This window comes from Micromonospora sp. DT53 (genome assembly GCF_049841535.1).
Taxonomy (GTDB): Bacteria; Actinomycetota; Actinomycetes; order Mycobacteriales; family Micromonosporaceae; genus Micromonospora.
Genome location: NZ_JBNCKM010000013.1, coordinates 45718 through 67069 on the forward strand (window position 1 = coordinate 45718; position 21352 = coordinate 67069).

General features: G+C 72.3%; 20 protein-coding genes. 12 read left to right on the forward strand and 8 right to left on the reverse strand.

What is annotated here, in order from left to right:
• Positions 1-51: 51 nt before the first annotated feature.
• Genes ACLQ3B_RS31315 through ACLQ3B_RS31330 form a run of 4 tightly spaced genes read right to left on the reverse strand, consistent with a single transcriptional unit; the run spans position 52 to position 3046 of the window.
• Entirely contained in the window at positions 52-1137 is a 1086-nt protein-coding gene (locus tag ACLQ3B_RS31315) for a hypothetical protein (protein WP_425784275.1), read from the reverse strand.
• On the reverse strand, positions 1134-1700 hold the full coding sequence (locus tag ACLQ3B_RS31320) for an RNA polymerase sigma factor (RefSeq protein WP_425784276.1): 567 nt from the start codon (positions 1698-1700) through the stop codon (positions 1134-1136). Before ACLQ3B_RS31320 ends, ACLQ3B_RS31315 begins: the two co-directional genes overlap by 4 nt.
• Before the next feature lie 45 nt (positions 1701-1745).
• Positions 1746-2201: a MarR family winged helix-turn-helix transcriptional regulator gene (locus ACLQ3B_RS31325; RefSeq protein WP_425784277.1), complete on the reverse strand. Its 456-nt coding sequence runs from the start codon at positions 2199-2201 to the stop codon at positions 1746-1748.
• Positions 2198-3046 carry an MBL fold metallo-hydrolase gene (locus tag ACLQ3B_RS31330; protein WP_425784278.1) on the reverse strand — a complete coding sequence of 283 codons (849 nt, stop codon included), beginning with the start codon at positions 3044-3046 and terminating at the stop codon, positions 2198-2200. Before ACLQ3B_RS31330 ends, ACLQ3B_RS31325 begins: the two co-directional genes overlap by 4 nt.
• Positions 3047-3204: 158 nt before the next feature.
• Between ACLQ3B_RS31330 and ACLQ3B_RS31335 the strand changes: the two genes are divergently transcribed.
• The 8 genes from ACLQ3B_RS31335 to ACLQ3B_RS31370 all read left to right on the forward strand — a co-directional run bounded on the left by ACLQ3B_RS31335 (position 3205) and on the right by ACLQ3B_RS31370 (position 12973).
• Positions 3205-3834 (forward strand): hypothetical protein, encoded by a 630-nt coding sequence (locus ACLQ3B_RS31335; protein ID WP_425784279.1) that lies wholly within the window; start codon positions 3205-3207, stop codon positions 3832-3834.
• A complete protein-coding gene (locus ACLQ3B_RS31340; protein WP_425784280.1) occupies positions 3831-4445 on the forward strand; it encodes a YdeI/OmpD-associated family protein in 615 nt (204 codons plus the stop codon). Before ACLQ3B_RS31335 ends, ACLQ3B_RS31340 begins: the two co-directional genes overlap by 4 nt.
• A gap of 61 nt (positions 4446-4506) precedes the next feature.
• Complete coding sequence (locus tag ACLQ3B_RS31345) at positions 4507-4986, forward strand: DUF2975 domain-containing protein (RefSeq protein WP_425784281.1); 480 nt, start codon at positions 4507-4509, stop codon at positions 4984-4986.
• Complete coding sequence (locus ACLQ3B_RS31350; protein ID WP_030336216.1) at positions 4986-5201, forward strand: helix-turn-helix domain-containing protein; 216 nt, start codon at positions 4986-4988, stop codon at positions 5199-5201. The genes ACLQ3B_RS31345 and ACLQ3B_RS31350 overlap by 1 nt, the downstream gene beginning before the upstream one ends.
• Positions 5202-5345: 144 nt before the next feature.
• Positions 5346-8534 (forward strand): FtsX-like permease family protein, encoded by a 3189-nt coding sequence (locus ACLQ3B_RS31355; protein WP_425784282.1) that lies wholly within the window; start codon positions 5346-5348, stop codon positions 8532-8534.
• A complete protein-coding gene (locus ACLQ3B_RS31360; RefSeq protein ID WP_425784283.1) occupies positions 8531-11239 on the forward strand; it encodes an FtsX-like permease family protein in 2709 nt (902 codons plus the stop codon). Before ACLQ3B_RS31355 ends, ACLQ3B_RS31360 begins: the two co-directional genes overlap by 4 nt.
• A 1-nt stretch (position 11240) precedes the next feature.
• Complete coding sequence (locus ACLQ3B_RS31365; RefSeq protein WP_425784284.1) at positions 11241-12236, forward strand: ABC transporter ATP-binding protein; 996 nt, start codon at positions 11241-11243, stop codon at positions 12234-12236.
• 11 nt (positions 12237-12247) lie between these two features.
• A complete protein-coding gene (locus tag ACLQ3B_RS31370) occupies positions 12248-12973 on the forward strand; it encodes an ABC transporter ATP-binding protein (RefSeq protein ID WP_425784441.1) in 726 nt (241 codons plus the stop codon).
• Positions 12974-13345: 372 nt separating this feature from the next.
• Here ACLQ3B_RS31370 and ACLQ3B_RS31375 read toward each other — a convergent pair whose 3' ends face one another.
• From ACLQ3B_RS31375 to ACLQ3B_RS31385, 3 genes are read right to left on the reverse strand one after another with little or no spacing between them, the layout of a single operon-like run.
• Positions 13346-13798, reverse strand: coding sequence for a GNAT family N-acetyltransferase (locus ACLQ3B_RS31375; RefSeq protein ID WP_425784285.1), 453 nt, complete (start codon positions 13796-13798; stop codon positions 13346-13348).
• Between the two features lie 22 nt (positions 13799-13820).
• Positions 13821-15392 carry an alpha/beta hydrolase gene (locus ACLQ3B_RS31380; RefSeq protein ID WP_425784442.1) on the reverse strand — a complete coding sequence of 524 codons (1572 nt, stop codon included), beginning with the start codon at positions 15390-15392 and terminating at the stop codon, positions 13821-13823.
• A gap of 58 nt (positions 15393-15450) precedes the next feature.
• Positions 15451-16566, reverse strand: coding sequence for an ATP-dependent DNA ligase (locus ACLQ3B_RS31385; RefSeq protein ID WP_425784286.1), 1116 nt, complete (start codon positions 16564-16566; stop codon positions 15451-15453).
• Positions 16567-16701: 135 nt separating this feature from the next.
• Here ACLQ3B_RS31385 and ACLQ3B_RS31390 point away from each other — a divergent pair, with 135 nt between their 5' ends.
• The 3 genes from ACLQ3B_RS31390 to ACLQ3B_RS31400 all read left to right on the forward strand — a co-directional run bounded on the left by ACLQ3B_RS31390 (position 16702) and on the right by ACLQ3B_RS31400 (position 18070).
• Positions 16702-16914, forward strand: coding sequence for a hypothetical protein (locus tag ACLQ3B_RS31390; protein WP_030336201.1), 213 nt, complete (start codon positions 16702-16704; stop codon positions 16912-16914).
• A gap of 169 nt (positions 16915-17083) precedes the next feature.
• The gene (locus ACLQ3B_RS31395) at positions 17084-17536 is read left to right on the forward strand and encodes an SRPBCC family protein (protein ID WP_425784287.1); all 453 of its coding nucleotides are present in this window, start codon (positions 17084-17086) and stop codon (positions 17534-17536) included.
• 30 nt (positions 17537-17566) lie between these two features.
• Entirely contained in the window at positions 17567-18070 is a 504-nt protein-coding gene (locus ACLQ3B_RS31400) for a DUF1990 family protein (protein ID WP_425784288.1), read from the forward strand.
• Between the two features lie 21 nt (positions 18071-18091).
• Here the strand turns inward: ACLQ3B_RS31400 and ACLQ3B_RS31405 are convergent, their stop codons facing one another.
• Positions 18092-19012 carry a DNA-3-methyladenine glycosylase family protein gene (locus ACLQ3B_RS31405; protein ID WP_425784289.1) on the reverse strand — a complete coding sequence of 307 codons (921 nt, stop codon included), beginning with the start codon at positions 19010-19012 and terminating at the stop codon, positions 18092-18094.
• A 504-nt stretch (positions 19013-19516) separates the two neighbouring features.
• Here ACLQ3B_RS31405 and ACLQ3B_RS31410 point away from each other — a divergent pair.
• The gene (locus ACLQ3B_RS31410) at positions 19517-21334 is read left to right on the forward strand and encodes a stealth family protein (RefSeq protein WP_425784290.1); all 1818 of its coding nucleotides are present in this window, start codon (positions 19517-19519) and stop codon (positions 21332-21334) included.
• The last annotated feature ends 18 nt before the right edge of the window (positions 21335-21352 follow it).

Consider the following 21352-nt stretch of genomic DNA (forward strand, 5'->3'; position numbering starts at 1 on the left):
CGGGCTGCCCGGAGGCGACACCTCGTCGTCCCCGGGCAGCACGACGGTCCGCTACTGCTCTGGGTCGCAGGGGTTGAACATCTTGGGATGGACCGGGTCACCTGAGGCAACCCTGTCCGCGGTCTCCCAGAACCCCTTTGGCCAGTCACCCTCGGGGTCCATCTGCTGGAGCACCTTCCAGTTGTGGCTGCCGCGCAACGCGTCGGCCGCGCGTCGGAGAGCGGCGTCGTCGTTGCTCTTCTTCGCCCGCGTCCATTCGGTGATCCACGCGCAGCCGACCGGGCCGAGTACCTGGACGCCGAATTGGTAGGCGTCGTTGACGCCTTCGACGTTCAGCGTGGCGGGGTCGAAGCCCGGCGGGAGTGGCACGTCGGCGAGCACCGCTGCCGCCCGCTCGTCCACCCGCTCCGGCGTCACGATCTCCGCCGGGAGGGCGGCCAGCCAGGTGCGGGCGTCGACGCGGACCACGCTGGCGAGCACCCGGTCGAAATCGGCGCGGGTGTAGGCGCTCGCGGTGCGCACCTCGACCATCGACCCGTCGCGAGGCTGGAGAATGACCTCGAACTCGCGCTCGTTGTATCGGAACAGGTCGCCGGGCCAGCGGTCGACCTGCACCGACTCCGGCTTGCTGACCTGGAGCCGGTCCTTGTAGCGCCCGTCGTACTCGCTGGCCTCGTACCAGCTCATCCTGATGAGTCGCCCGCCGTTGCGGTAGGTGATGCTGCCTTCCCGCTTGGCGAACCCGTCGACGTCGGTTGCCTTCCAGCCGGGTTGGTCGATCAGCAGCCGCGGGTTCTCCTCGGCTGCCTTGAGCACCATCGCCGAGTAGGAGGTCGTTCCCGGAGTCGCGGCGGTCGACGGCGTTTCCGGGGACGCCGCTGGCTGATCGGGCTTCACCATTGCGATGCCGAAGGCGACGGCGAGGACGGCGGCAGCGACGCCCGCCGTGGCGAGGCCGCCCAGCACGCGGCGGCGCGGTCGGGGGCGCCGGCCCGGTGGCTCGGGAACGGATTCCAGGATCGGCGTGGACATGATCTCCTCCAGGAGGTCCTGTGCGGCCCCGTCGAGGCGCGCGACGACCTCGGGTCGGTACGGGTCGGCGTCGCGGACCCTCCGGTCGAGCTGTTCGTCGGTCATCTGCCCTCCTCGGGGGCGCGTACGGCCATGACGTCGGGTACATGTCCGCGTGGTCCGAGGTCGTCACCGACGATGTCTCGTAACCGGGCTCGGGCACGGGACAGTCGGGTCCGGACGGCGGCCGGGCTCACCTGGAGAACCGCGGCGATCTCGCGCGGCTCCAGCCCCTCCCAGAAGGTCAGCATCAGCACCTCCCGATCCATCTCGTTGAGCCGGGCCAGCGCGGCCCGGACGGTGAGCCGCTCGGGCACCTCGCTGCCGGGGTCGACGGCGAGGGCGTTCCGGAACCGTTGCCGCAGACGATCGCCCAGCCGTCCCCGGCGGGCCCCGCCGCGGTGGTGATTGGCCAGCACCCGCCGGGCCACGCCGTGCAGCCACAATCGAGCCTCGGCGTCCGCCGGCATCTCGCGGCTGCGCCGCCAGGCGACGAGAAAGGTCTCGGCGACGATGTCGGCGGCGTCCTCCGGCTGCTCGACGCGCCGCATCGCGTACGCCAGCAGTGGTTCGAAGTTGACCGCGTAGACGCGTCGGAAGCGTTCCTCGTGTTCAGTCCCGGAGCTCACGTCTACTCCATGTCCGGATCGACACCCGTCGTGACAGCCGAACAGTCAGAGGCAGGACCCCGGGTCCACCGCCGTGCCGATGATCGCGAACAGCATTCGGCGGAACGTGTCGATCTCGGCCTGGCTGAAACCGGCCATCGCGTTCCGCTCCGCCTCCTCGCTGGCGTGGGCGACCTGCGCCCGTACCTCCTCGCCAACTGTGGTGATCGCCGAAATGCGCAGCCGGCGGTCGCGGGGATCTGAGTGGCGTACGACGAGATTCTTCTGTTCGAGGCGGTCGAGTTGGGTCATCAGGGTGGTCTTGTCGAGCCCGAGCGTCCTGGCCAGCTCGACCTGGGTCAGCCCGGGCGTCTTGTCGAGCGCGCTCAACACGATGTAGTCCCGCAGGTGCAGGCCGTGCCTCTCGGCCTGTTCGCCGGTCACCACGTGCATCCGTTGGGCGGCGCGGTGCAACAGCCAGGTGATCTCGGAGTCGAGCGACGGCGCCGGTCCAGCGGTCATCGCGGCGCATCCAACAGCAGCGGGATTCCCTGGTAGGCGCGACCGTCGTGGGCGGGGACGACCTGCATCAGCTCGGTCAGGGCGGCCGATCGCAGGATGCCCTGTCGCACCTGTTCGGCGTCGCTGTCTGCGAGGGCACGTAGCAGCCAGGGGCGCTCCACCAGCTGGTGGACTCCGTCCAGTTGCCAGGTCAGGTCGCCGATGAACGCGTAGCGCTGCCCGGACGGGAGGGTCACGAACGCGACCACCGACCCCGTCGTGTGGCCGCCGGCCAGCGCCAGCACGAGTGATCCGTCGCCGTGGACGTCGAAGCTCGCGGAGAAGCCGAGGTGAGCGGGGCCGTCGAAGGAGTATTCGCGGATCTCGTGGCCGGGCGAGACGGCGCGGTAGACCTTTCCGTCGCCGTCGCTGGCGGCGTACGCAAGCTCGCCCCTGTTCATCCAGATCGGGAGGTCGAGCGAGTCCAGACCGCTGGCGTGGTCCCAGTGCGCGTGGGTCAGGAAGACCCCCGTGAGCCTGGTGCGGTCGTAACCGCTGTCGTCGAGCTGCTCGCGCACCGTCCGGGTGCTCTGGAAGGGGGCGCGGGCGAACCGCGGCTGCATGGCGACGTGCGCGGCGACGTTGGCCCCGAAGCCGGCGTCGATGAGGAAGTCGCCCTTCGGGTGCCGCACGAGGATGGCGGTGGCGACGAACTGCCGCTTGTCACGAAACGAGCCACCGCGAAGGGCAAATGCCGCTCGCGTCTCGTAGGTGCCGGTGGGGAGTTGATAGATCGCCATGTCGGGTGGCGGTGTCGCCTCGGGAAGGGCAGCCGTCCACGGCTCGGGGGGAGGAAGGGTCTTCACCGTCTGATCGTACGACGTCAGATCGTCTGATGCCAGACGAATTTGCCCTCACCGGGCGGGAAGGTGACTGGGGTTGTGCGGCGGGGCCCCGGCCTTCTGCCGCTCGGTGTCGACCTGCCGGCGGCCATTGTGGATCTTGTTCTACTAGTCTGTGTCACATGGCCTTGCGACCGGACGAGTTCTACGACCACGCGGTCACCGCCGCTGACGACGAGCGCCGCCTTCCCCTGGCCCGCATGACCGGGTGGGAGATCAGCCCGTTCGACCCGGACGGACTTCGAGTGGCGCCGCTGCGGCCGCCGGTGCTCCCGGAGCCGGCGCGGCACGGCGAGGATCCGTCGACCTGCGACACCTGCCGCAATCGGGACGAGGGGATCTGGTTCAACGAGCGTTGGCGGTTGATCCGGGTCCCGCGCGTGGGCGTCCCGCTGGTGCTCATGCTGTTGCCGCGCGACCACTACGACATGGCGGATCTCCCCGACGAGATGGCCTCCGAACTCGGGCTGTTGAGCACTCGGATCGTCCGCCACATACAGGCGCTGCCGCACATCTCGCGGGCTCACCTCTACCGCGTCGGAGATGGCGGCGCTCACCTGCACGTCTGGTTCTTCGCTCGGCCCGAGGGGCAGGCGCAGTTGTACGGGTCGTGGCTGGTCATCTGGGACGACCTGCTGCCGGAGTACCCAGCGGACGTGGCAGACGCCGACGCCGCGGCGGTCGTGGACGCGTTGATCGCCTCCCACGGAGGTCACCGGCTGTCGGACCCGGGGAATAGCCTGCCGGCATGACGAGTGCCGAGCTGGATGAGTTGGTCGTCGCGGACGCCGATGCCCTACGCGCGTGGTTGGCGGCCAACCACGGCACGTCGCCCGGCGTCTGGCTCGCCCTGACGAAGAAGGGTGGCACGGTCACGACGCTTACCTGGCAGCAGGCGGTCGACGAGGCCCTGTGCGTCGGCTGGATCGACGGGCAGGCCCGTAAGCGGGACGAGGAGTCGTCCTGGATCCGGTTCACCCCGCGTCGGCCCCGCAGTTCGTGGTCCCAGCGCAACGTCGGCCACGTCGCCCGGCTGGAGGAGCAGGGGCGGATGTTGCCCGCTGGTCGCGCCGCGGTGGAAGCCGCGAAGTCGGACGGGCGGTGGGTGGCCGCGTACGCCCCGCCGTCGGAGGCGGAGGTGCCGGCCGACCTCCTCGCCGCCATCGCCGCCGAGCCGGCCGCCCAGGCCATGTTCGACGTGCTCACCAAGACCAACCGGTTCGCCCTCATCCACCGTCTCAATGCCGTCAAGCGGGCACAGACCCGCGAGCGCAAGATCGGCGAATTCGTCGCCATGCTGGCCCGGCACGAGACGATCTACCCCCAGAAGGCGAGGCCGGAGCCGGGGTCGACGCTGCCGTGAGCGGGAGTCGGCGTGCGAGCGACCGATTGACTTTCGATAGGTAGCGAGCGAAACTCGATGCATGGTGACGGAGCATCGAGCGGTAGCCGCTCTCAGAGTCGTACTCGGGGTCCTGTTCGTGGTCCTGATCGGGTTCCAGACGTTCTCGCTGCCGGGGCAGTTCGCGCACATGGCCCAGGAGTCACCGGAGCACGCCTACCTCCGGTGGCCGTTGACCGCCGTGACGGTGTTCTGGGTGCTGTGCGTCCAGGTGGTGATCGTGTCGACGTGGCAGTTGCTCAACATGGTCAAGAACGACCGCATCTTCACCGAAGCCTCCCTGAAGTGGGTCGACCTGATCGTCTGGGCCGTCGGCGCGGGGTGGCTGGTGCTCGTGGGTGTCTTCCTCTACGTCGGCTTCAACGCGGACGACCCGGGCGCTCCGATCCTGCTGTTCCTGCTGACGATGGGTGTCACAGTGCTGGGGCTCCTCATGGTGGTGATGCGGGCGCTGCTGCGGCAGGCCACCACGCTGCGCACCGACATGGAAGCGGTGATCTGATGCCCATCGTCGTCCGCATCGACGTGGAGTTGGCCAAGCGCAAGATGAGCGTCGGAGAGTTCGCCGAGCGCGTCGGGCTCACACCAGCCAACGTGGCGGTGCTGAAGAACGGCCGCGCCAAGGCGGTCCGCTTCAGCACCCTCGAAGCGATGTGCCGAGTGCTCGACTGCCAGCCCGGCGACCTGCTGGAGTGGGTCGAGGAGGAAACCCCGTGAGGTACGGCAGTTAGGCGCTCGGGCGCGCTGGTCGGCCTGAGCTGACCCTTCTCGTAATAACGATCATGTAACGGGCGCGAACCTTTCCCGGTGGGTGGCCTGTCTTGATGGTCGTCGGCCCACCAGGGCCAGGGGAGGCGTCGGATGAAGCTGGTGTGGAGGCGGGCCCGCGAGGCACGAGGGTTGCTGGTCGCGGCGGTGATCGCTGCCCTCGTCGCCGTCGCGTTGGTCACTGGACTGTCCGACTACAACCGTCGGGCGGTGGACGCCGGGCAGCGGGCCCTGATCGCCGCCTCGCCCGCCGAGGAGCGCGGCCTGCTGGTCAGTGGCTCGGGTGGGCGGGACGCGGCCGAGTTCGCAAGCCGCGACAAGGCGGTCCGAGCCGAGTTCGCCACCGGGCTCGGCGGTGCCCCGGTCAGCGTCACCGCCGCCCGCTACGGCACCGGCCGGGAACTGACCGGCGACCTCGGGCAGATTCCGCGTACGGCCGACGAACCGGTCTTCGCGAGCCTGGCCACACTCCCCGACCTTGCCGGCCACGCGGAGCTGACCAGCGGAGCCTGGCCGCGCCCCGGGGCGAACCCCGTCCAGGTGAGCCTGCCCGAGCGGGTCGCCGGCGCCCTCGGCCTGACCATCGGCGAACGCGTCCCGGTGCGTGACCGGGCCACCGAACGACGGGGAGAATTGGTGCTCGCCGGCACCTGGCGGCCCCGCGACCCGACGGACGCGTACTGGCTGCTGGCACCCGGCGTGGGGGCGGGCAGCGCCGGTTCCGGCACCTCGTACGGGCCGTTCACGCTCGACCCGGCCGATTTCGCGGCCACCTTCCCGGGCTCGGTGTCGGCGTCCTGGCTGGCCCAACCGGACCTCGGTGGTGTCGACACCGCCGACCTGCCCGCCGTTCGGAAAGCCCTCACCGAAGCGATCTCGACCGCACCCGAGGCCGCCCAACTGGGCAGCTCCGGGCAGGCGTTGACGAAGATGCCGCAGTTGCTGGACCGGATCGCCCGCGCCGACCTGGTGGGTCGCTCGTCGCTGGCCACCCCGCTGCTGCTCATCCTGGTGCTCGGTGGGTACGCGCTGGTGTTGGTCGCCGCGCTGCTGCACGAGGACCGCCGCCCACAGACCGCGCTGCTGCGCGCCCGCGGCGCCGCCCGGCGGCAACTGGCCGGCCTGGCCGCCCGTGAGGCGACCCTGGTGGTCGCCCCGGCCGCCGTGCTCGGTCCGCTGATCGCCGGTGAGGCCCTGCGGTACGTCCGACCCGGCGGGTCGGGTGACCTCTCCACCGCCGGCGGCAACACCACACTGGTCTGGGCGGCGGCAGCGGCCACCGCGGCGGGTTGCCTCGTCGCCATGGTCCTTCCGACGCTGCGCGGCGCCGGTACGTACGTCGCCGACATGGCGGCCCGATCCCGGCCGAACCGGGCGGCGAGCGTCCAACGCGCCAGCGTCGACCTGGTGCTGGTGGCGCTCGCCGTGCTCGCCTGGGTGCAGCTGCGCCGGTACGCCTCCCCGCTGGCCGGGTCGGGCGGCCGGCTCGGTCTCGACCCGCTGCTGGTCGCCGCGCCGACGCTCGGCGTGCTGGCCGGTGCGGTGCTGGCGCTGCGGGTGCTCCCGCCGCTCACCCGGTTCGCGGAGCGCTTCGTCGACCGACGTCCCTGGACCGCCACCATGTTCGGCATGTGGCAGGCCGGCCGGCGTCCCCACGCCGGCCCGGTCCTGCTGCTCGCCCTCGCCGTCGGGGGCAGCACCCTGGCCTGGTCCCTGATCAGCACCGGCGAGCGGTCCCAGGTCGAGCAGGCCGGCCACACGGTCGGCGCCGACGTCCGGGTCACCGAACGGGCCGGCGCCGCCCCGCCCAACCGGGTCGGTCAACTCGCCGCGCTGCCGAGCGTGGACCGGGTGCTGCCGGCGTGGCGGGACGAGGTACGGGTCGGGCGGCAGAAACTGCCGGCGACCGTGATCGGCGTCGACCCGGCCAGTGCCCCGGGCGTCGTCCGGCTCGCCGACCGCCTCGGCGACGGATCGGCGTCGGAGCAGTACCAGCGCATGATCGATGAGCGCGGTGCCCCCGCCGGCGTCGAACTGCCCGCCGGGGCGCGCGCGATCACCGGCACGGTCCGTACCCCGGTGAGTAGCGCGGACCGGTCGCTGAAGATCGCGGTGACGCTGCTGGTCACCAGCTCCGACGGCCTGGCCCTGCGGCTGCCGGCGGTCGACGCCGACGGTGACGGCCGGGCCACCCGCTTCTCCGTGCAACTGCCCGACGTGGGCGGGGCGCGGCTGCGGCTGGCCGGGTTCGAAGCCGACGGGGGGCTGGAGGCCGGCAACGCCTACCGCCTCCAGTTGGACGGGTTGGCGGTGGTGAACGCCGACGGCACGGCCCGACCCACCGAACTGAGCGGTGACTGGGTGCTGACGGCCCCCGGCGTGAATCCCGCGCCGGTGCAGACCACCGGGGCCGGGTTCGCCTCGGTCCACGCCGTGGAGGTGATTCCCGGTGGGCAGTTCGCGTACCAGCCGCCCACCCGGTTCTCCATCGTGGCGGGCGGGAAGAGCAAGCCCGCTCCGGTGCTGATGACCCCCCAGGTACGCGAGGCCCTGAGCCTGAGCGTCGGCGACACCGTCGACCTCACGCTCTCCGGGGTGACGGTGCCGGTGCGCCTGGTCGGCGAGTTGAGCGCCGTGCCGACGACCGCCACAGCGGCCGGCGTGCTGCTGGACCTGCCCGCGGCGGTCGACGCGCTGATCCGAATCGACGGGACCGTACGCCCCGTACCGGAATGGTGGCTCGGTGCCGCCGACGCGACGGCCGCCGCCCAGGCAGCCAGCGAACTCCCGCGCGTCACCGTGCTCAACCGGGAGGCGGTGATCGAGGCGGCCGCCGACGACCCGTACTGGCGCGGCTCGCGTACCGGAATGCTCGCCGCCGCGCTCGGCGCGGTGCTGCTCGCCCTCGTCGGCCTGATCGTGGACGTGTGGGCCACCGCCCGGCGTCGGCTCGGCGAGTTCGCGGTCCTGCACACCCTCGGAGCGACGCCCCGGCTGATGGCCCGGGCGCTGCTGGCCGAACAGACGTTCCTCGCCGGCATCGGCGTGGGGGTCGGGTTGTTACTCGGCACCGCGGTCGGCGCGACGATGGCCCCACTTGTCATCCTCACCCCGGCCGCCGGTCGACCGACACCGCCGGCGGCGTTCGCGCTGCCCTGGGTGCCGATCGGCCTGACCGCGGTCGGTCTGCTGCTGGCGGCGCTCGCCTTCAGCGCGTTCATCGCCACCGGCATCCGTCAGCGGGTGGCGGCGGTGCAGCTGCGAATCGGGGGAGAACGATGAGCGTCGGGGCGGCCGTCCGGCGGGTCCGGACGTACGGGGGGCAGTTCCTGCTGCTGGCGGTGCTGACCCTGGTGGTCACGCTGCTGATCAGCGGAGTGCCCCGGCTGGTCAACCGGCTCGCCGAACAGGGGCTGCGAGCGCAACTCAACAGCGAGCCGGCCGCGCGCCGGGACCTCTCGTACAGCACAAGCGTGGCGCCCGCGACGTCGCGGCGGACGGCGATGGGTGACGCCGCCGAACGGTTCGACGCCCTGGCCGCGGAGATGCCGCCGCAGGTGCGCTCGGCCGTGGACGAGCGGTGGTACAGCGTCGAGACCGCGGCGGCCCGCGTGGTCGGACCGGACCTGGCGGCCGGCAACCTGCTCGTCGACCTGGGACTCCGGGCGATGCCCGGCGTGCAGGACGCGAGCACCCTCGTCGACGGGACGTGGCCGAGCGAGACGTACGTTCCCGAACGGCCGATCGAGGTGGCGCTCGACGTCGACGTGGCCCGCAAGCTCAACCTGCGCGCCGGCAGCCAACTGCGCATCGGCAACACCGATGACAAGGGCAGGCTCATCGACGGTGCCCCGCTGGTGGTGACCGGGCTGTTCCGCCCCGTCGACCGCGCCAACGGCATCTGGGACGGGCTGCCACAGCTGCTGCGGATCATCGAACCACAGGGTGATGGCCAGCCGTTCGTCATCGTCGGCGTCGTCGCGCAGTCGCCCCTCAACAAGCGGGCCGCCGAGGGTTGGCCGATCCAGTCCAACTGGCGTTACCGGCTGGGCGTCGACCGGATCGACACCCGCGAGCTGGACCAGCTGATCGACGGCCTGCAGGTGATGCAGCGCAACCGTCCGACTGACCTCACGTTGACCCAGGGCGTCGACGTTCCGTTGCGCGCGTTCGCCGCCCAGATCGATGCCGTCCGGACCCTGCTGGCGGTGATCGCGGCCGGTGTGCTGGCCACCCTGGCGGGGCTCATCGTGCTCGCGGCCAGTCTCGCCACCCGACGGCGTCGTTCGGAGTTCGCGCTGCTGCGCGCCCGTGGGGGCGGGGCCACCGCCGGCGCCCGGCGTAGCCTCGCCGAGTCGGTGCTGGTGGTGCCGATCGCCGCCGTGCTGGGCTGGTGGCTGGGCACCCTGTTCCCCGGTGCCCCGGATCCGACCACGCCGTACGTCATCGCGGTGACCGTGCTGGTCACGCTGGCGCTGCCGTTGGCGACGCTGGCCGTACCGGCTGGCGGGGCGGCACGCCGGGACCTGATCCGGGTGCGCCCGTCGGCCCGTCGGCTCACCGTCGAGGTCTCCCTGCTCTTCCTGGCCGGGCTCGCCGCGGTGCTGCTGCGTCGACGGGGCCTGACTCTCGGCGAGGTGGACCCACTGCTCGTGTCGGTGCCGGTGCTCCTCGCGGTCGCGGCGGCGGTGCTGGCGCTGCGGGCGTACCCCTGGCCGTTGTTGCTGGTCAGCCGGCTGGCCGCGCGCACCCGCGGCAGCGTGGCGTTCCTCGGCACGGCCCGCGCCGGCCGCGCGGCGGTCGCCGCCCCGCTGGTCGTGGTGGTGCTGGCGATCGGCACCGCGGCGTTCTGCGCGGTCGTGGCCGCCGGCGTCGACGCGAGCCGGGAGCGGGCCGCCGCGCAGATCGTGCCCGCCGACGCGGTGATCCGCGGGGAGCGCTTCGCCCCCGACACCATCGACGAGCTGGGACGTATGCCGGGAGTCCGGGCCGTCACCGGGGTGCTGTTCCAGGGAGATGAGCGGCTGGCGGCCGACGAGGTCGGCACCGACGCTGGGGCCGGGCAGACGAACGTGCTGCTTGTCGACGGCCCGGGGATGAACACGGTGGCCCGCGAATCGCATGTGGAGCAGCCGGTTCCGGCCGCGCTGCTCAGCGCCCGGCCCGGCCCGGGTCCGCTGCCGGCGATCGTCTCACCGGCGGTAGCCGCCGACCTGACCAAGGCCGGGCTGGCCGACTCCGCCTTCATCTTGGTACAGGGCCAGCGGTACGAGTTCCGGGTGGCCGGCACCGAGGAGGCGTTCCCGCTGCTGTCGGCGAACACCAGCCGGTTCGTGATCCTGCCCTGGCAGGCCCTGCCGGAGCGCAACACCACACCCGCGCCGACCAGCCTGTTGGTCGCCGGGGGTCCGCTGGACGCGGAGGCGCTGCGCGTCGCCGGCGACCAGGGGCAGGAACGCTTCCAGCAGGGTGGCGCGGTCACCGGTCGGGCACGGCTGATCGGGGTCACCGTCGACACCCGGGCAGAAGTCCGGCGCGCGCTCGAAGAGGGCGGGGCTAACGGGGTGCTGGCCTTCGGGTTCGTGGCCGGGGCCGCCGGCGGCACCCTGCTCGGGCTGTTGGCCATCGCGTTCACCGTGCTGGCCGGTGCGCGCGCCCGGGGTCAGGTGCTGTCCCGGTTGCGCACCCTCGGCCTGTCCCGCCGGCAGTGGCGTGGGCTGCTGCTTGTCGAGTTGACCCCGCTGGTCGCGGTGTCGGTGCTGACCGGCGCGATCGTCGGTGCGGTCCTGCCCCTGCTGCTCAACCCGGTGCTCGGCCTGTCCGCGTTCACGAGTGGTGTGCCGGTCCGGGTTGCTTTCGAGCCCAGCCTGGTCGCCGCCGTGCTCGCGCTCGGGGCGGTCGCCCTCGGCTTCGCGGTCGCCGTCGAGGCCCTGAACAACCGCCGGTTGCGCCTCGGAGAGGTGCTTCGGCTCGGAGAGGAGAGCTGAGATGACCGCTACCGCCCAGACTCCAGTGGCGCCTGACCTGGCCGCCCTGCAACAGCGGGCCGCGCAACGTGCCGCCGAGCGGGCCGGTGGGCAGGACCGCCTACGCGGGCACATCGTCTGCGACGGCCTGGTGCGCATCTTCAAGACCGAGGGGGTGGAGGTGGTCGCCCTGCAGGGGCTCGACCTGGTCATCGACCGGGGTGAGCTGGTGGCGATCGTCGGCGCCTCCGGGTCGGGCAAGTCGACCCTGCTCAACATCCTCTCCGGCCTGGACACCCCGACCGCCGGCATCGCCCGGGTGGCCGACTACGACCTGCTCTCGCTGTCCGCCAAACGACGGCTCAGCTACCGCCGGCAGTTGGTCGGGTTCGTCTGGCAGCAGACCGGCCGCAACCTGCTGCCGTACCTCAACGCGCTGGAGAACGTCGAGCTGCCCATGCAGTTGGCCGGCAAGCGCAACGGCAAGGCCCGCCGCGAGCGGGCCCGGGAACTGCTCGACCTGGTCGGCGTGGGCTACTGCGCCGACCGGCGGCCGGGCCAGCTCAGCGGTGGCGAGCAGCAGCGGGTCGCGGTGGCGGTGGCGGTGGCCAACGACCCGGAGGTGCTCTTCGCCGACGAGCCGACCGGTGAGCTGGACGAGGCGACCGGCGCGGAGGTCTTCGCGGCGCTGCGCACCATCAACGCGGAACTGGGCGTGACCATCGTGGTCGTCACCCACGACCACGCCGTGGCCACGCAGGTCCGCCGGACCGTCGCGATCCGCGACGGTCGGACCGCCTCCGAGGTACGCCGGACCGCGCGGACCGACGCCGACGGCAACACCGAGCTGGTCAGCGAGGAGTACGCGGTGCTGGACCGCAACGGTCGGATGCAGCTGCCCGCGGCCTTCGTCGACGCGCTCTCGCTGAAGGAGCGGGTCCGGCTCGACCTGGAGCCGGACCATGTGCAGGTACGGCCCGGCGAGCGGGCCTCGGACGAGCGGGGGACGCGGGCATGAGCCGGCAGGACATGGTGGTGACCGGCGGGGCCGGGTTCAGCGGTGCGCCCTCGGCGCATCCCGAGGAGGTGGTCCGGGTCAGTGGGGTCAGCCGGACCTTCGGCCGGGGTGAGCACGCCGTGCACGCGGTGCGGGACGTGTCGTTCACGGCCAACCGGGGCGAGTTGGTCGCCATCCGAGGTCGGTCCGGTGCCGGCAAGACCACGTTGCTGAACCTGATCGGCGGGCTGGACCGGCCGGACAGCGGTCAGGTGGTGGTGGCCGGGCACGAGGTGACCTCTGCCGGGGAGGCCGAGCTGCTGCGGTTGCGCCGGGGCACTGTCGGGTTCGTGTTCCAGACCTTCGGGTTGGTGCCGATCCTCTCCGCCGCCGAGAACGTGGGCGTGCCGTTGCGGCTGGCGCAGGTGCCGGCCGCGGAGCGGGAAGAGCGCGTCGCGGTGCTGCTGGAACTGGTCGGCCTGGGCGGGCACGCCGCGCAGCGGCCGTACGAGCTCTCCGGCGGCCAGCAGCAGCGGGTCGCGGTGGCCCGTGCGTTGGCCAACGAGCCGGACCTGCTCATCGCCGACGAGCCCACCGGCCAGCTCGACTCGGAGACCGGCCGGTCCATCATGGACCTGCTGCGCGCGGTGGTGCACGCCCGCGGCATGACCGCCCTGGTGGCCACGCACGACCCGGCCCTGATCGACCTCGCCGACCGGGTGCTCGTCCTGCGCGACGGTCGCCTGGTCGACGGCTGACGCTGCCCCTCGGCCCGTGGTCCTGGGCCGTGGTCCGTGGTCCGTGGCCGGCGGGCCACCGGCCAGGACCACGGGCCGCCGTCTGGACTCCGCCTCGGCTCGACCGAGGGCGTCGACACACGCCCTAGCCCTGGTGTGTTCGCTCCCTGTCGAGCTGCCCCAGATATGGGTCGCGCGGTTGGCGTGGGGTGTGCGGGCCGGGTGCTGGGTGTGAGGGCTCGTGCCCTCCTGCCGCCACCGCCGCCTGTCGCTGCCCCAGCTCTGGGGCAGCTCGACAGTGGCGCACGGGCAACCAGGGACCTGGGCCGCCACCGCACGCCGGAGGTAGCCACAGGGCTGACGGCGGCCGACGGGCTCTCCCCGTCGGCGGGGTCAGAGCGCGAGTTTCATGCCCTCGTGGCTGGCCACGAAGCCGAGGCCCAGGTAGAAGCGGTGCGCGTCCGTGCGGGTCTTGTCGGTGGTGAGTTGCACCAGCGCGCAGCCGCGCTGCCGGGCCTGGTCGACCGCCCAGGTCATCAGGTCCCGGCCCAGCCCCTGGCCACGCCGGTCGGACCGGACCCGGACCGACTCGATCAACGATCGCTCGCCGCCGTGCCGACCCAGGCCCGGGATGTAGGTGATCTGCAGGCAGCCGACCAGCTCACCATCCTGCTCGGCCACGATCAGCTGGTTACGCGGGTCCGCGTCGATGGCCGCGAACGCCCTCTCGTACGCGTCGTCGACCTGGGTGAAGTCGCGGGCCTTGCCCAGGACGTCGTCGGCGAGCAGGGCGATGACGGCGGGCAGGTCAACCCGGACCGCCTCCCGGTAGATCACGTCGGTCATGCCGGTGAGCCTGCCACGACGGTCAGCGGGGCGGGCAGCGCAGGCCCTCCCGAGGGACCGTCAGGTCCAGCAGGTAGGCGTCGACCGCGTTGGTGATGCAGGACGTCTGCGGGTAGGCGGTGTGCCCCTCACCCTCCCAGGTGAGCACGCGACCGACGCCCAGCATCGACGCGAGCCGCGGGGTCTGCTCGTACGGTGTCGCCGGGTCGCCGGTGGTGCCGACCACCACGATCGGCGGCGCGCCGTTCGCCTTCCCGGTCGGGTACGGGTCACGCCCGCCCGGCCACTCCACGCAGCTCAACATGCCGACCGCCAACGCCGGACCGAACAACGGGTATTTCCCGCGCCACTCGGACTGCAACTGCCGGATCTGCTCCCGGCTCGGCTTCTCCGTCTCGTCGGCGCAGTTGACGGCCAGGTTGGCGTCGAACAGGTTCGAGTAGTGCCCGTCGTCCTCCCGGCCGGCGTACGCGTCGGCGAGCCGGAACACGTCCTTCGGGTCGCCCTCGGCCAGCTTGTCGATCGCCCGGGCCAGCTCCTGCCAGCCGGATTCGGTGTAGAGCGAGGAGATGACGGCGTAGAACACCCAGCCGGCGGTGGCCTCCCGCCCGTCCGCGCCGCGTACCGGGGAGACCTTGGCCTTGTCGATGGCGGAGGTGACCGCGGCGCGCGCGTCCGGGGCGATCGGGCACCGGCCGGCGTTCGCCGCGCACCAGCGGGTGAAGTTGGTGAAGGCCCGTTCGAAGCCGCGGGCCTGGCTCTCCGAGCCCTCGACCAGCCGCTGCTGCGGGTCGACCGCGCCGTCGAGGACCAGCGCCCGCACCCGCTGCGGGTAGAGCTGGGCGTACGTGGCACCGAGCAGGGTGCCGTACGAGTAGCCCAGGTAGGTGAGCTTGTCGTCGCCCACGGCGGCGCGTACCGCGTCCATGTCGCGGGCGGCCTGCTCGGTGCCGAACAGCGGCAACTGGTCGCCGTAACGATCGCCGCAGCCGCGCCCGATCCGCTGGCTGAGGCCGACGAAGCCGTCGAATGCCGACTGGCTCGCCGGGTCCGGGTCGAAGCCGAAGCTGGCGTCCAGGTCGGAGTCGGAGATGCACTTCACCGGGCTGGACCGGGAAACCCCGCGCGGGTCGAAGCCGACGATGTCGAAGCGCTCGGTGATCGAGGTGGGCAGCCCGCCGAACTGGGGGCCGAAGGAGAGGTAGACGGCGGTGTCGACGCCGGAGCCGCCCGGGCCGCCGGGGTTGACCACCAACGAGCCCACCCGGTCGCGCTGCCTGCTCGACCGGGCGCGCAGCAGGGCGATCTCGAAGGTCTGCCCGGCACCCGGACCGGCGCTCGCCCCGCCGCCGGTGCCCCAGTCACGAGGCACCGCGATGCGGGCGCACTCGTAGCGCATGTTCGGGGCGCTCCGCCCGACCAACTCGTCGGCCACCTCCGGGCAGGGCCGCCAGTTCGGTGCGGTGCCGGTCGGAGCGGCCGCACCCTCCACCTCGGTGCGCGGCGCGAACGCCGGCAGCGTGCAGCCGGCGCTGAGCAGCGCGGCGACGCCGAAGGCGGCCAGAGTGCGACGGACCCGGCGGCTGGTCGCCATCCGAGGCTGGTCGGCGGTGCGGGTCACGTGGTCCTCCGGGATCGGGTCGACGGCCAGGCTACGCCGAGCCGGTGGCGGCTCGGTCCACGGTGGCCGTCGGGTCGCCGCGCAGCACCTGGTCGACGTCGAAGCGGATCGGCCGGTCGAGCTGGTCGTAACGGCAGGATCGGGGGTCGCGGTCCGGCCGCCACCGAACGAACTGGGCGGTGTGCCGGAACCGTTCGCCCTCCATCGCGTCGTAGCCCACCTCGACCACCAGCTCCGGGCGCACCGGCTCCCACTCCAGGTTCTTCGTGCCGGTCCACCGGCTCACTCCACCCGGGATGCGTTGGCCGCGCTCGTGGTCGCCGTGCACCCACGGGTGCTCACCGCCAATGTCCCGATAGGGCGCCAGCTCGTCGAGCAACTCGGCGCGGCGGGCCATGCTGAACGACGCGCTCACACCCACGTGGTGCAGGACCCCGGCGTCGTCATACAGGCCGAGCAGCAGCGAGCCCACCACCGGACCGGACTTGTGCCAGCGGAAGCCGGCCACCACCGCGTCCGCGGTGCGGGCGTGCTTGACCTTGAACATCAGTCGCTTGCCCGGCTCGTACGGCAGGTCGGCCGGCTTGACGATCAAACCGTCCAGCCCGGCGCCCTCGAACACGTCGAACCAGCGACGCGCGGTGTCCGGATCGGTGGTGACCTGGGTGACGTGCACCGGTGGACGCACCCCGGCCAGCGCCTCGACCAGCCGCTCCCGGCGGCGCGGGTAGGGCTTGTCGAGCAGGGCCTCGTCACCGATCGCCAGCAGGTCGAACGCGACGAAGTCGGCAGGGGTGGTCTCGGCCAGCATCTTCACCCGGGACGCGGCCGGGTGGACGCGCTGGGCCAGCAGCTCGAAATCCAGCCGGGGCTGGCCGGAAGGCCCGTCGCGGCGAATCACGATCAACTCACCGTCGACCGCGCACCGCTCCGGCAACTGCCGGCGTGCCTGCTCGACCACCTCGGGGAAGTAGCGGGTCATCGACTTGCCGCCCCGGCTGGCCAACTCGACCTCGTCGCCGTCGCGGAACACGATGCACCGGAACCCGTCCCACTTGGGCTCGTAGGTCACCCCGGGTGTGGTGGGCAGCTTGGGAACGCTCTTGGCCAGCATCGGCTCGACCGGCGGGTTGATCGGCAGGTCCACGCCGACCAGTCAATCAGACGGTGCCGACAGTCGTGAGGCAGATCACCGCGCGGGCCGGGGCGGCGTGTCCGCCCACGCGTCGCTCGTCCCGACCGGGCGAATCGAATAACCCCAGGTCAGAGCTATTTTCGCCAGGTGTCCGAGTGGGTCTGTGACTGCTGCGGGCGGTGGCGGGTGAGCGTCGAGCTGATCCGGGGCCGCTATCGCTTCCGGCTGACCCGCCGCTACCCGGAGCGGTTCGGCGGCGGGCGGAACGTGCTCGGCGAGGTCGGTTCGGTGCCGGAGCTGGAGGAGCTGCTGCGTCGGCGTACCCCGCTCACCCTGGCCGACCTGCACGAGGCCGCCTGATCCGCGCGGCGGGCGCGGCGGTCGGTGGCCGGTAGCCACGGGGTGGCCACACCGCGTCCACCTCCACTGAGGAGGGTCGGACGGGGGTGAGCGCCGGTGTCACAATGCTTTCGGCGGCCTCGTCTGCACCCCTGGCGACGCCGAGCGGCGCCGCCGGGGAGGGGACACCATGCGGTTCGAGGCCGATACCGAGATCACCGCGGATGCCGAGCGGGTCTGGGCGGTGCTTGTCGACGTGCCGCGCTGGCCCGAATGGACGGCCTCGGTGACCCGGGCCGAGCGGGGGGAGCCGGGGCCGCTCGCCGTCGGCGCGACCGCACGACTGACCCAGCCGAAGCTGCGGCCGGCGGTGTGGCGGGTCACCGAGCTGACCGAGCGGCGGGAGTTCGTCTGGGTTTCCGACGCGCCGGGTGTGCGGACCACGGGGGAGCACCGGCTGCTGCCGCTCCCCGACGGGCGTACCCGCGTCGAGCTGGTCATCAACCAGTCCGGTCCGCTGGCGGGCCTGATCGGCTGGCTGTACGGCGGGCTGTTCCGCCGCTACGTGCGGATGGAGGCCGACGGGCTCAGGCGTCGCTGCGAGCGGGAGACGGGCGACCCGACCCCGCCGGCCGTACCCTGACCCCTGTCCGGTCGAGGTCGAGGGGGCACGGTGGCCGAGCTGACGTACCCGGAGGTGGGGTCGACCCGGCGCGGGCCGCTGCCCGACGGGTACCACCACCTGCGCCGCAGGTATCCGTTGCCCGGCGGCTGCTTCGAGACAGCGGCCGACGCGGTGTTGAGCTGGCGGTTGCACCGCGCTGCCGGCGTCCGGATGCGCACCGACGCGCCGCGGGCCACCGACGGTGTGCTGGTGACCGCCGGCCTCGGCGTCGGCCCGGCCCGCCTCTGGGGGCCGTGCCAGGTGGTCTGGAGTGCGGACTCGCCCACGCTCGCCGGTTTCGGCTACGGCACCCTGCCCGGGCACCCGGAGCGGGGCGAGGAGGCGTTCGAGGTCGCCCGCGACGACGCCGGCGCCGTCTGGTTCGAGGTCCGCGCGTTCAGCCTCCCGGACCGGTGGTTCACCCAGGCCGCGGGCCCGGCGGTTCGGGCCGTGCAGCACTCCTACGCCTGGTGGCTCGGGCGCACCCTGCGTCGGCTCTGCGCGGGTCGCTGACCGCCGTCCGGCCGGAGAGGCTCAGAACCTGGCGAACGAGCGGATCGGGGCGCGCGGGCCGTACTTCGGCGCCCGGATGCCGGCGGCCTCCAGCAGCAGACACACCCGGCCCCGGTGACCTCGGAACGGCTCCAGCAGGGCCACCATCCGGGCGTCGTCGCCCCTCGGTTCGCCGGCGAGCGCCCAGGCCACCGTGTTCGGGATGTGGTAGTCGCCGACGCTTACCGCGTCCGGGTCCCCGTACGCGATCCGGACCACCTCGGCGGCCGTCCACGGCCCGATGCCGGGGATCGCGGTCAGCCGGCGGGTGGCGTCGGTGGTGTCGGTGCTGCGCTCCAGACGGTCGGCGAGCGCCGCGGCGCGACGTAGCGTGTCGGCCCGGCGCTGCTCCACCCCGAACGGGTGGAACACCCAGTACGGGGTCGCGGCCACCGCGGCTGCCTCGGGCGGCAGGAGCAGCGGCTGTAACGGGCCGGGAGCCGGCTCCCGGAAGTGCCGCACCGTCGCCGCGTACGCCCGGTAGGCCTCCTTGCCGGTGACCTTCTGCTCGAAGACCGCGCGTAGCAGCCGGGGGAAGACCTGCCCGGTGGCGGGCATCCGGAGCCCTCGGTGTTCCCGGGCCAGCCGGGCGACCAGCGGGTGCGCCGAGGCCAGCTCGGTGAAGCCGGTCAGGTCGTCGCGCAGCCCCGCGATCGCGTCGGCGCGGGCGAGGACGTGCTCGGCGCCGGGCCCGTACCCCTCGGCGAGCAACTCGCCGCCGGCCGGCCGCAGGGCGAGTGTGGCCGGACCGTCCGGGGTACGGCTGGCCCACCAGAAGGTGCCGGCTGCCACCCGGGCGCACGGGTCGTACGGGCTGAAGGTGAGCGCGCGGACCGAAGCGGCCAGCCGGTAGCCGACCGGTGGGCGCAGCACCCTGGTCGCGGCGGGTTCGGTCTCGGTCACCCCGCTACTCTGCCAGGTCAGGGTGGGGGCTGACGACCGCCGTACCGGTCCCGAGCGCGGTTGAGGAGCTTCGCGAGGGTACGTTCGGCCGACCGTCCCGGTGTCGTTGAACCACCCGAATGGCCAGGATTATTCTCGCGAATAGGTGCATAGGGCCCTTATGCCATTTTTGGCGGTGGGCCAGGTATCGACAATGTGGTTGTTTGATGGCCTGCAGGTAAACTCACTGCCCCGGGCCACCTGCGGCGGCCAGTATCCTTCGCACTCGCGGACGAGCGCGGTCCGGCCCGGAGATCGGTGTCCGCCGACGGTCGCCACCAGGCGGTCCCGGCCGACGCCCGATCGTCACGCAGTGTCAACGGGGGTTGTGGAAAGGCATGCAGTGATGGCCGCACGAGCGTGTGTCGAATCATCGCGAGTGGGATGTCAGCCCGCTACCCGTTCGCAGGGCTGACGGGTGCCGCCCGCTGACGAGCGGGCCGTTGCGAGCGGACGGCCCAGCGCGTGATCGCCCTGAAGATCTATCGACTCCTGCCGTCGCCGGCACGGCGGCGGTTGCTGGGCCTGTTGCCCGCGCACCGGCGGATCGGCCTGGTGCAGACGCTCTCCCGGCCGCGCGGCGGCGACACCGTGCATCCCCTCGGCGCCCGGGTGGCCGTGACCGACGGTGGCGTCCGAACCCGGGCCGAGGTCGTCGCCGCGGCCACGCCGTTGGAGCAGTGGCACCGCAACCTCACCGCCGTCACCACGGCGCTGCACACCGCCGGCATCGAATACCACTGCATCCGTAACGACGACCACCTGCGCAGCACCGTCGCGGTCCTCGACGACCACCGGCCGGCGGTACAACGCCTGATCCGCTCCGCGCCGGCACTGTCCGGCGCGGACGTCCGGGTCGTGCAGGTGCAGCCCCGTCGGGACCAGCCGGACGTTGCCCCGACCGAGGTGATCCAGGTCTGCTTCCCGGTGACCGATGCCCGCGCCGGTGTGGTCCTCGGCGCCCAGTACGCGTGCGAGATCGAGTTCTGGAGCCGGCACGGAGACATGGTCCGCGCTCCTCGGCGCAACGGGGTCGTCGACGAGGCGCCCGCCCGGGCACAGCCGGTCCGGGTGGCAGCGGCGCTGATGAGCCACTTCGTGCCCGAGGCCGACGACCACACCTACGGCACCCGCCGAGACCTGGCCGTCCGAGCGCCGGACCGGATCGGCTTCCCGATCGACGCCGTCTACACCTGGGTGGACGGCTCCGACCCACAGTGGCTGAAGCGGAAGTCGCTGGCGCTCGGCGCCCCCGACGGCCCGCTGCACGCGGTCGCCGCGAACTCCTCGCGCTACCACAACCGCGACGAGCTGCGGTATTCGCTGCGGTCGCTGCACAGCTTCGCGCCCTGGCTGCGGCGGATCTTCCTGATCACCGACAGTCAACTGCCGAGCTGGCTCGACCCGAGCCACCCGATGATCACGGTCATCTCGCACGCCGAACTCTTCGCCGACCTCGGTGGCCGATCGTCGTACAACTCGCACGCCATCGAGTCCCGGCTGCACCGCATCGACGGCCTGGCCGAACACTTCCTCTACCTCAACGACGACGTGTTCCTCGGTCGTCCGCTGCTGCCGAACCACTTCTTCCACGCGAACGGGATCGCGAAGTTCTTCCCCTCGCCGGCCCAGTTCGGCCTCGGGGAGGCGAAGCCGGAGGACCCGCCGGTGAAAGCCGCCGGCAAGAACAACCGTCGGCACATCCAGCGGCAGTTCGGCGTGACCATCACGCAGAAGATGAAGCACACCCCGTTCGCGCTGCGCCGCAGCATCATGCAGCAGATCGAGGGCAAGCTGCCGGACGAGGTGATGGCCACCGCGCGGCACCGGTTCCGGCACCACGGCGACCTGTCCATCCCGTCGTCGCTGCACCAGTACTGGGCGTTCCTGACCGCGCAGGCCGTCCCCGGCGACATCGAGTACGAGTACGCCGACCTGGGCCACCCCTCGACCCCCGCCCGGCTGGCCGAGCTGTTGGCCCGCCGGCACCGCGACGTGTTCTGCCTCAACGACACCGACTCCGACCCTCGGTCGTTCGCCGAGCAGGAGCGGATGTTGGCCGACTTCCTGCCGCGCTACCTGCCCTTCCCCGCCCCGTTCGAGCTGCCGGACGACGTGGTGGCGGAACGGCGGAACGTCGGTGCCGGGGAGCTGTGGCGGCGCTCGTACCGCCCGGTGCAGGACGCTCGCCGGCGCGCACCCGTCGACGCCCCCACCATGCCGAACAACATGCTCAACACGGTCACCGACTTCAAGGCCGTCCTGCTCCGGCGCGACGAGTGAGCCCGTGCCAGCCCGGCG

What these genes read in the sequence shown, in the direction of transcription:
- ACLQ3B_RS31355 (WP_425784282.1), top strand. Translation starts at nt 5,346, where the DNA reads ATGAAGCTGGTGTGGAGGCGGGCCCGCGAGGCACGAGGGTTGCTGGTC.
- ACLQ3B_RS31360 (WP_425784283.1), top strand. Translation starts at nt 8,531, where the DNA reads ATGAGCGTCGGGGCGGCCGTCCGGCGGGTCCGGACGTACGGGGGGCAG.
- ACLQ3B_RS31340 (WP_425784280.1), top strand. Translation starts at nt 3,831, where the DNA reads ATGACGAGTGCCGAGCTGGATGAGTTGGTCGTCGCGGACGCCGATGCC.
- ACLQ3B_RS31370 (WP_425784441.1), top strand. Translation starts at nt 12,248, where the DNA reads ATGGTGGTGACCGGCGGGGCCGGGTTCAGCGGTGCGCCCTCGGCGCAT.
- ACLQ3B_RS31345 (WP_425784281.1), top strand. Translation starts at nt 4,507, where the DNA reads ATGGTGACGGAGCATCGAGCGGTAGCCGCTCTCAGAGTCGTACTCGGG.
- ACLQ3B_RS31395 (WP_425784287.1), top strand. Translation starts at nt 17,084, where the DNA reads ATGCGGTTCGAGGCCGATACCGAGATCACCGCGGATGCCGAGCGGGTC.
- ACLQ3B_RS31335 (WP_425784279.1), top strand. Translation starts at nt 3,205, where the DNA reads ATGGCCTTGCGACCGGACGAGTTCTACGACCACGCGGTCACCGCCGCT.
- ACLQ3B_RS31325 (WP_425784277.1), bottom strand. Translation starts at nt 2,201, where the DNA reads ATGACCGCTGGACCGGCGCCGTCGCTCGACTCCGAGATCACCTGGCTG.
- ACLQ3B_RS31350 (WP_030336216.1), top strand. Translation starts at nt 4,986, where the DNA reads ATGCCCATCGTCGTCCGCATCGACGTGGAGTTGGCCAAGCGCAAGATG.
- ACLQ3B_RS31315 (WP_425784275.1), bottom strand. Translation starts at nt 1,137, where the DNA reads ATGACCGACGAACAGCTCGACCGGAGGGTCCGCGACGCCGACCCGTAC.
- ACLQ3B_RS31375 (WP_425784285.1), bottom strand. Translation starts at nt 13,798, where the DNA reads ATGACCGACGTGATCTACCGGGAGGCGGTCCGGGTTGACCTGCCCGCC.
- ACLQ3B_RS31380 (WP_425784442.1), bottom strand. Translation starts at nt 15,392, where the DNA reads ATGGCGACCAGCCGCCGGGTCCGTCGCACTCTGGCCGCCTTCGGCGTC.
- ACLQ3B_RS31365 (WP_425784284.1), top strand. Translation starts at nt 11,241, where the DNA reads ATGACCGCTACCGCCCAGACTCCAGTGGCGCCTGACCTGGCCGCCCTG.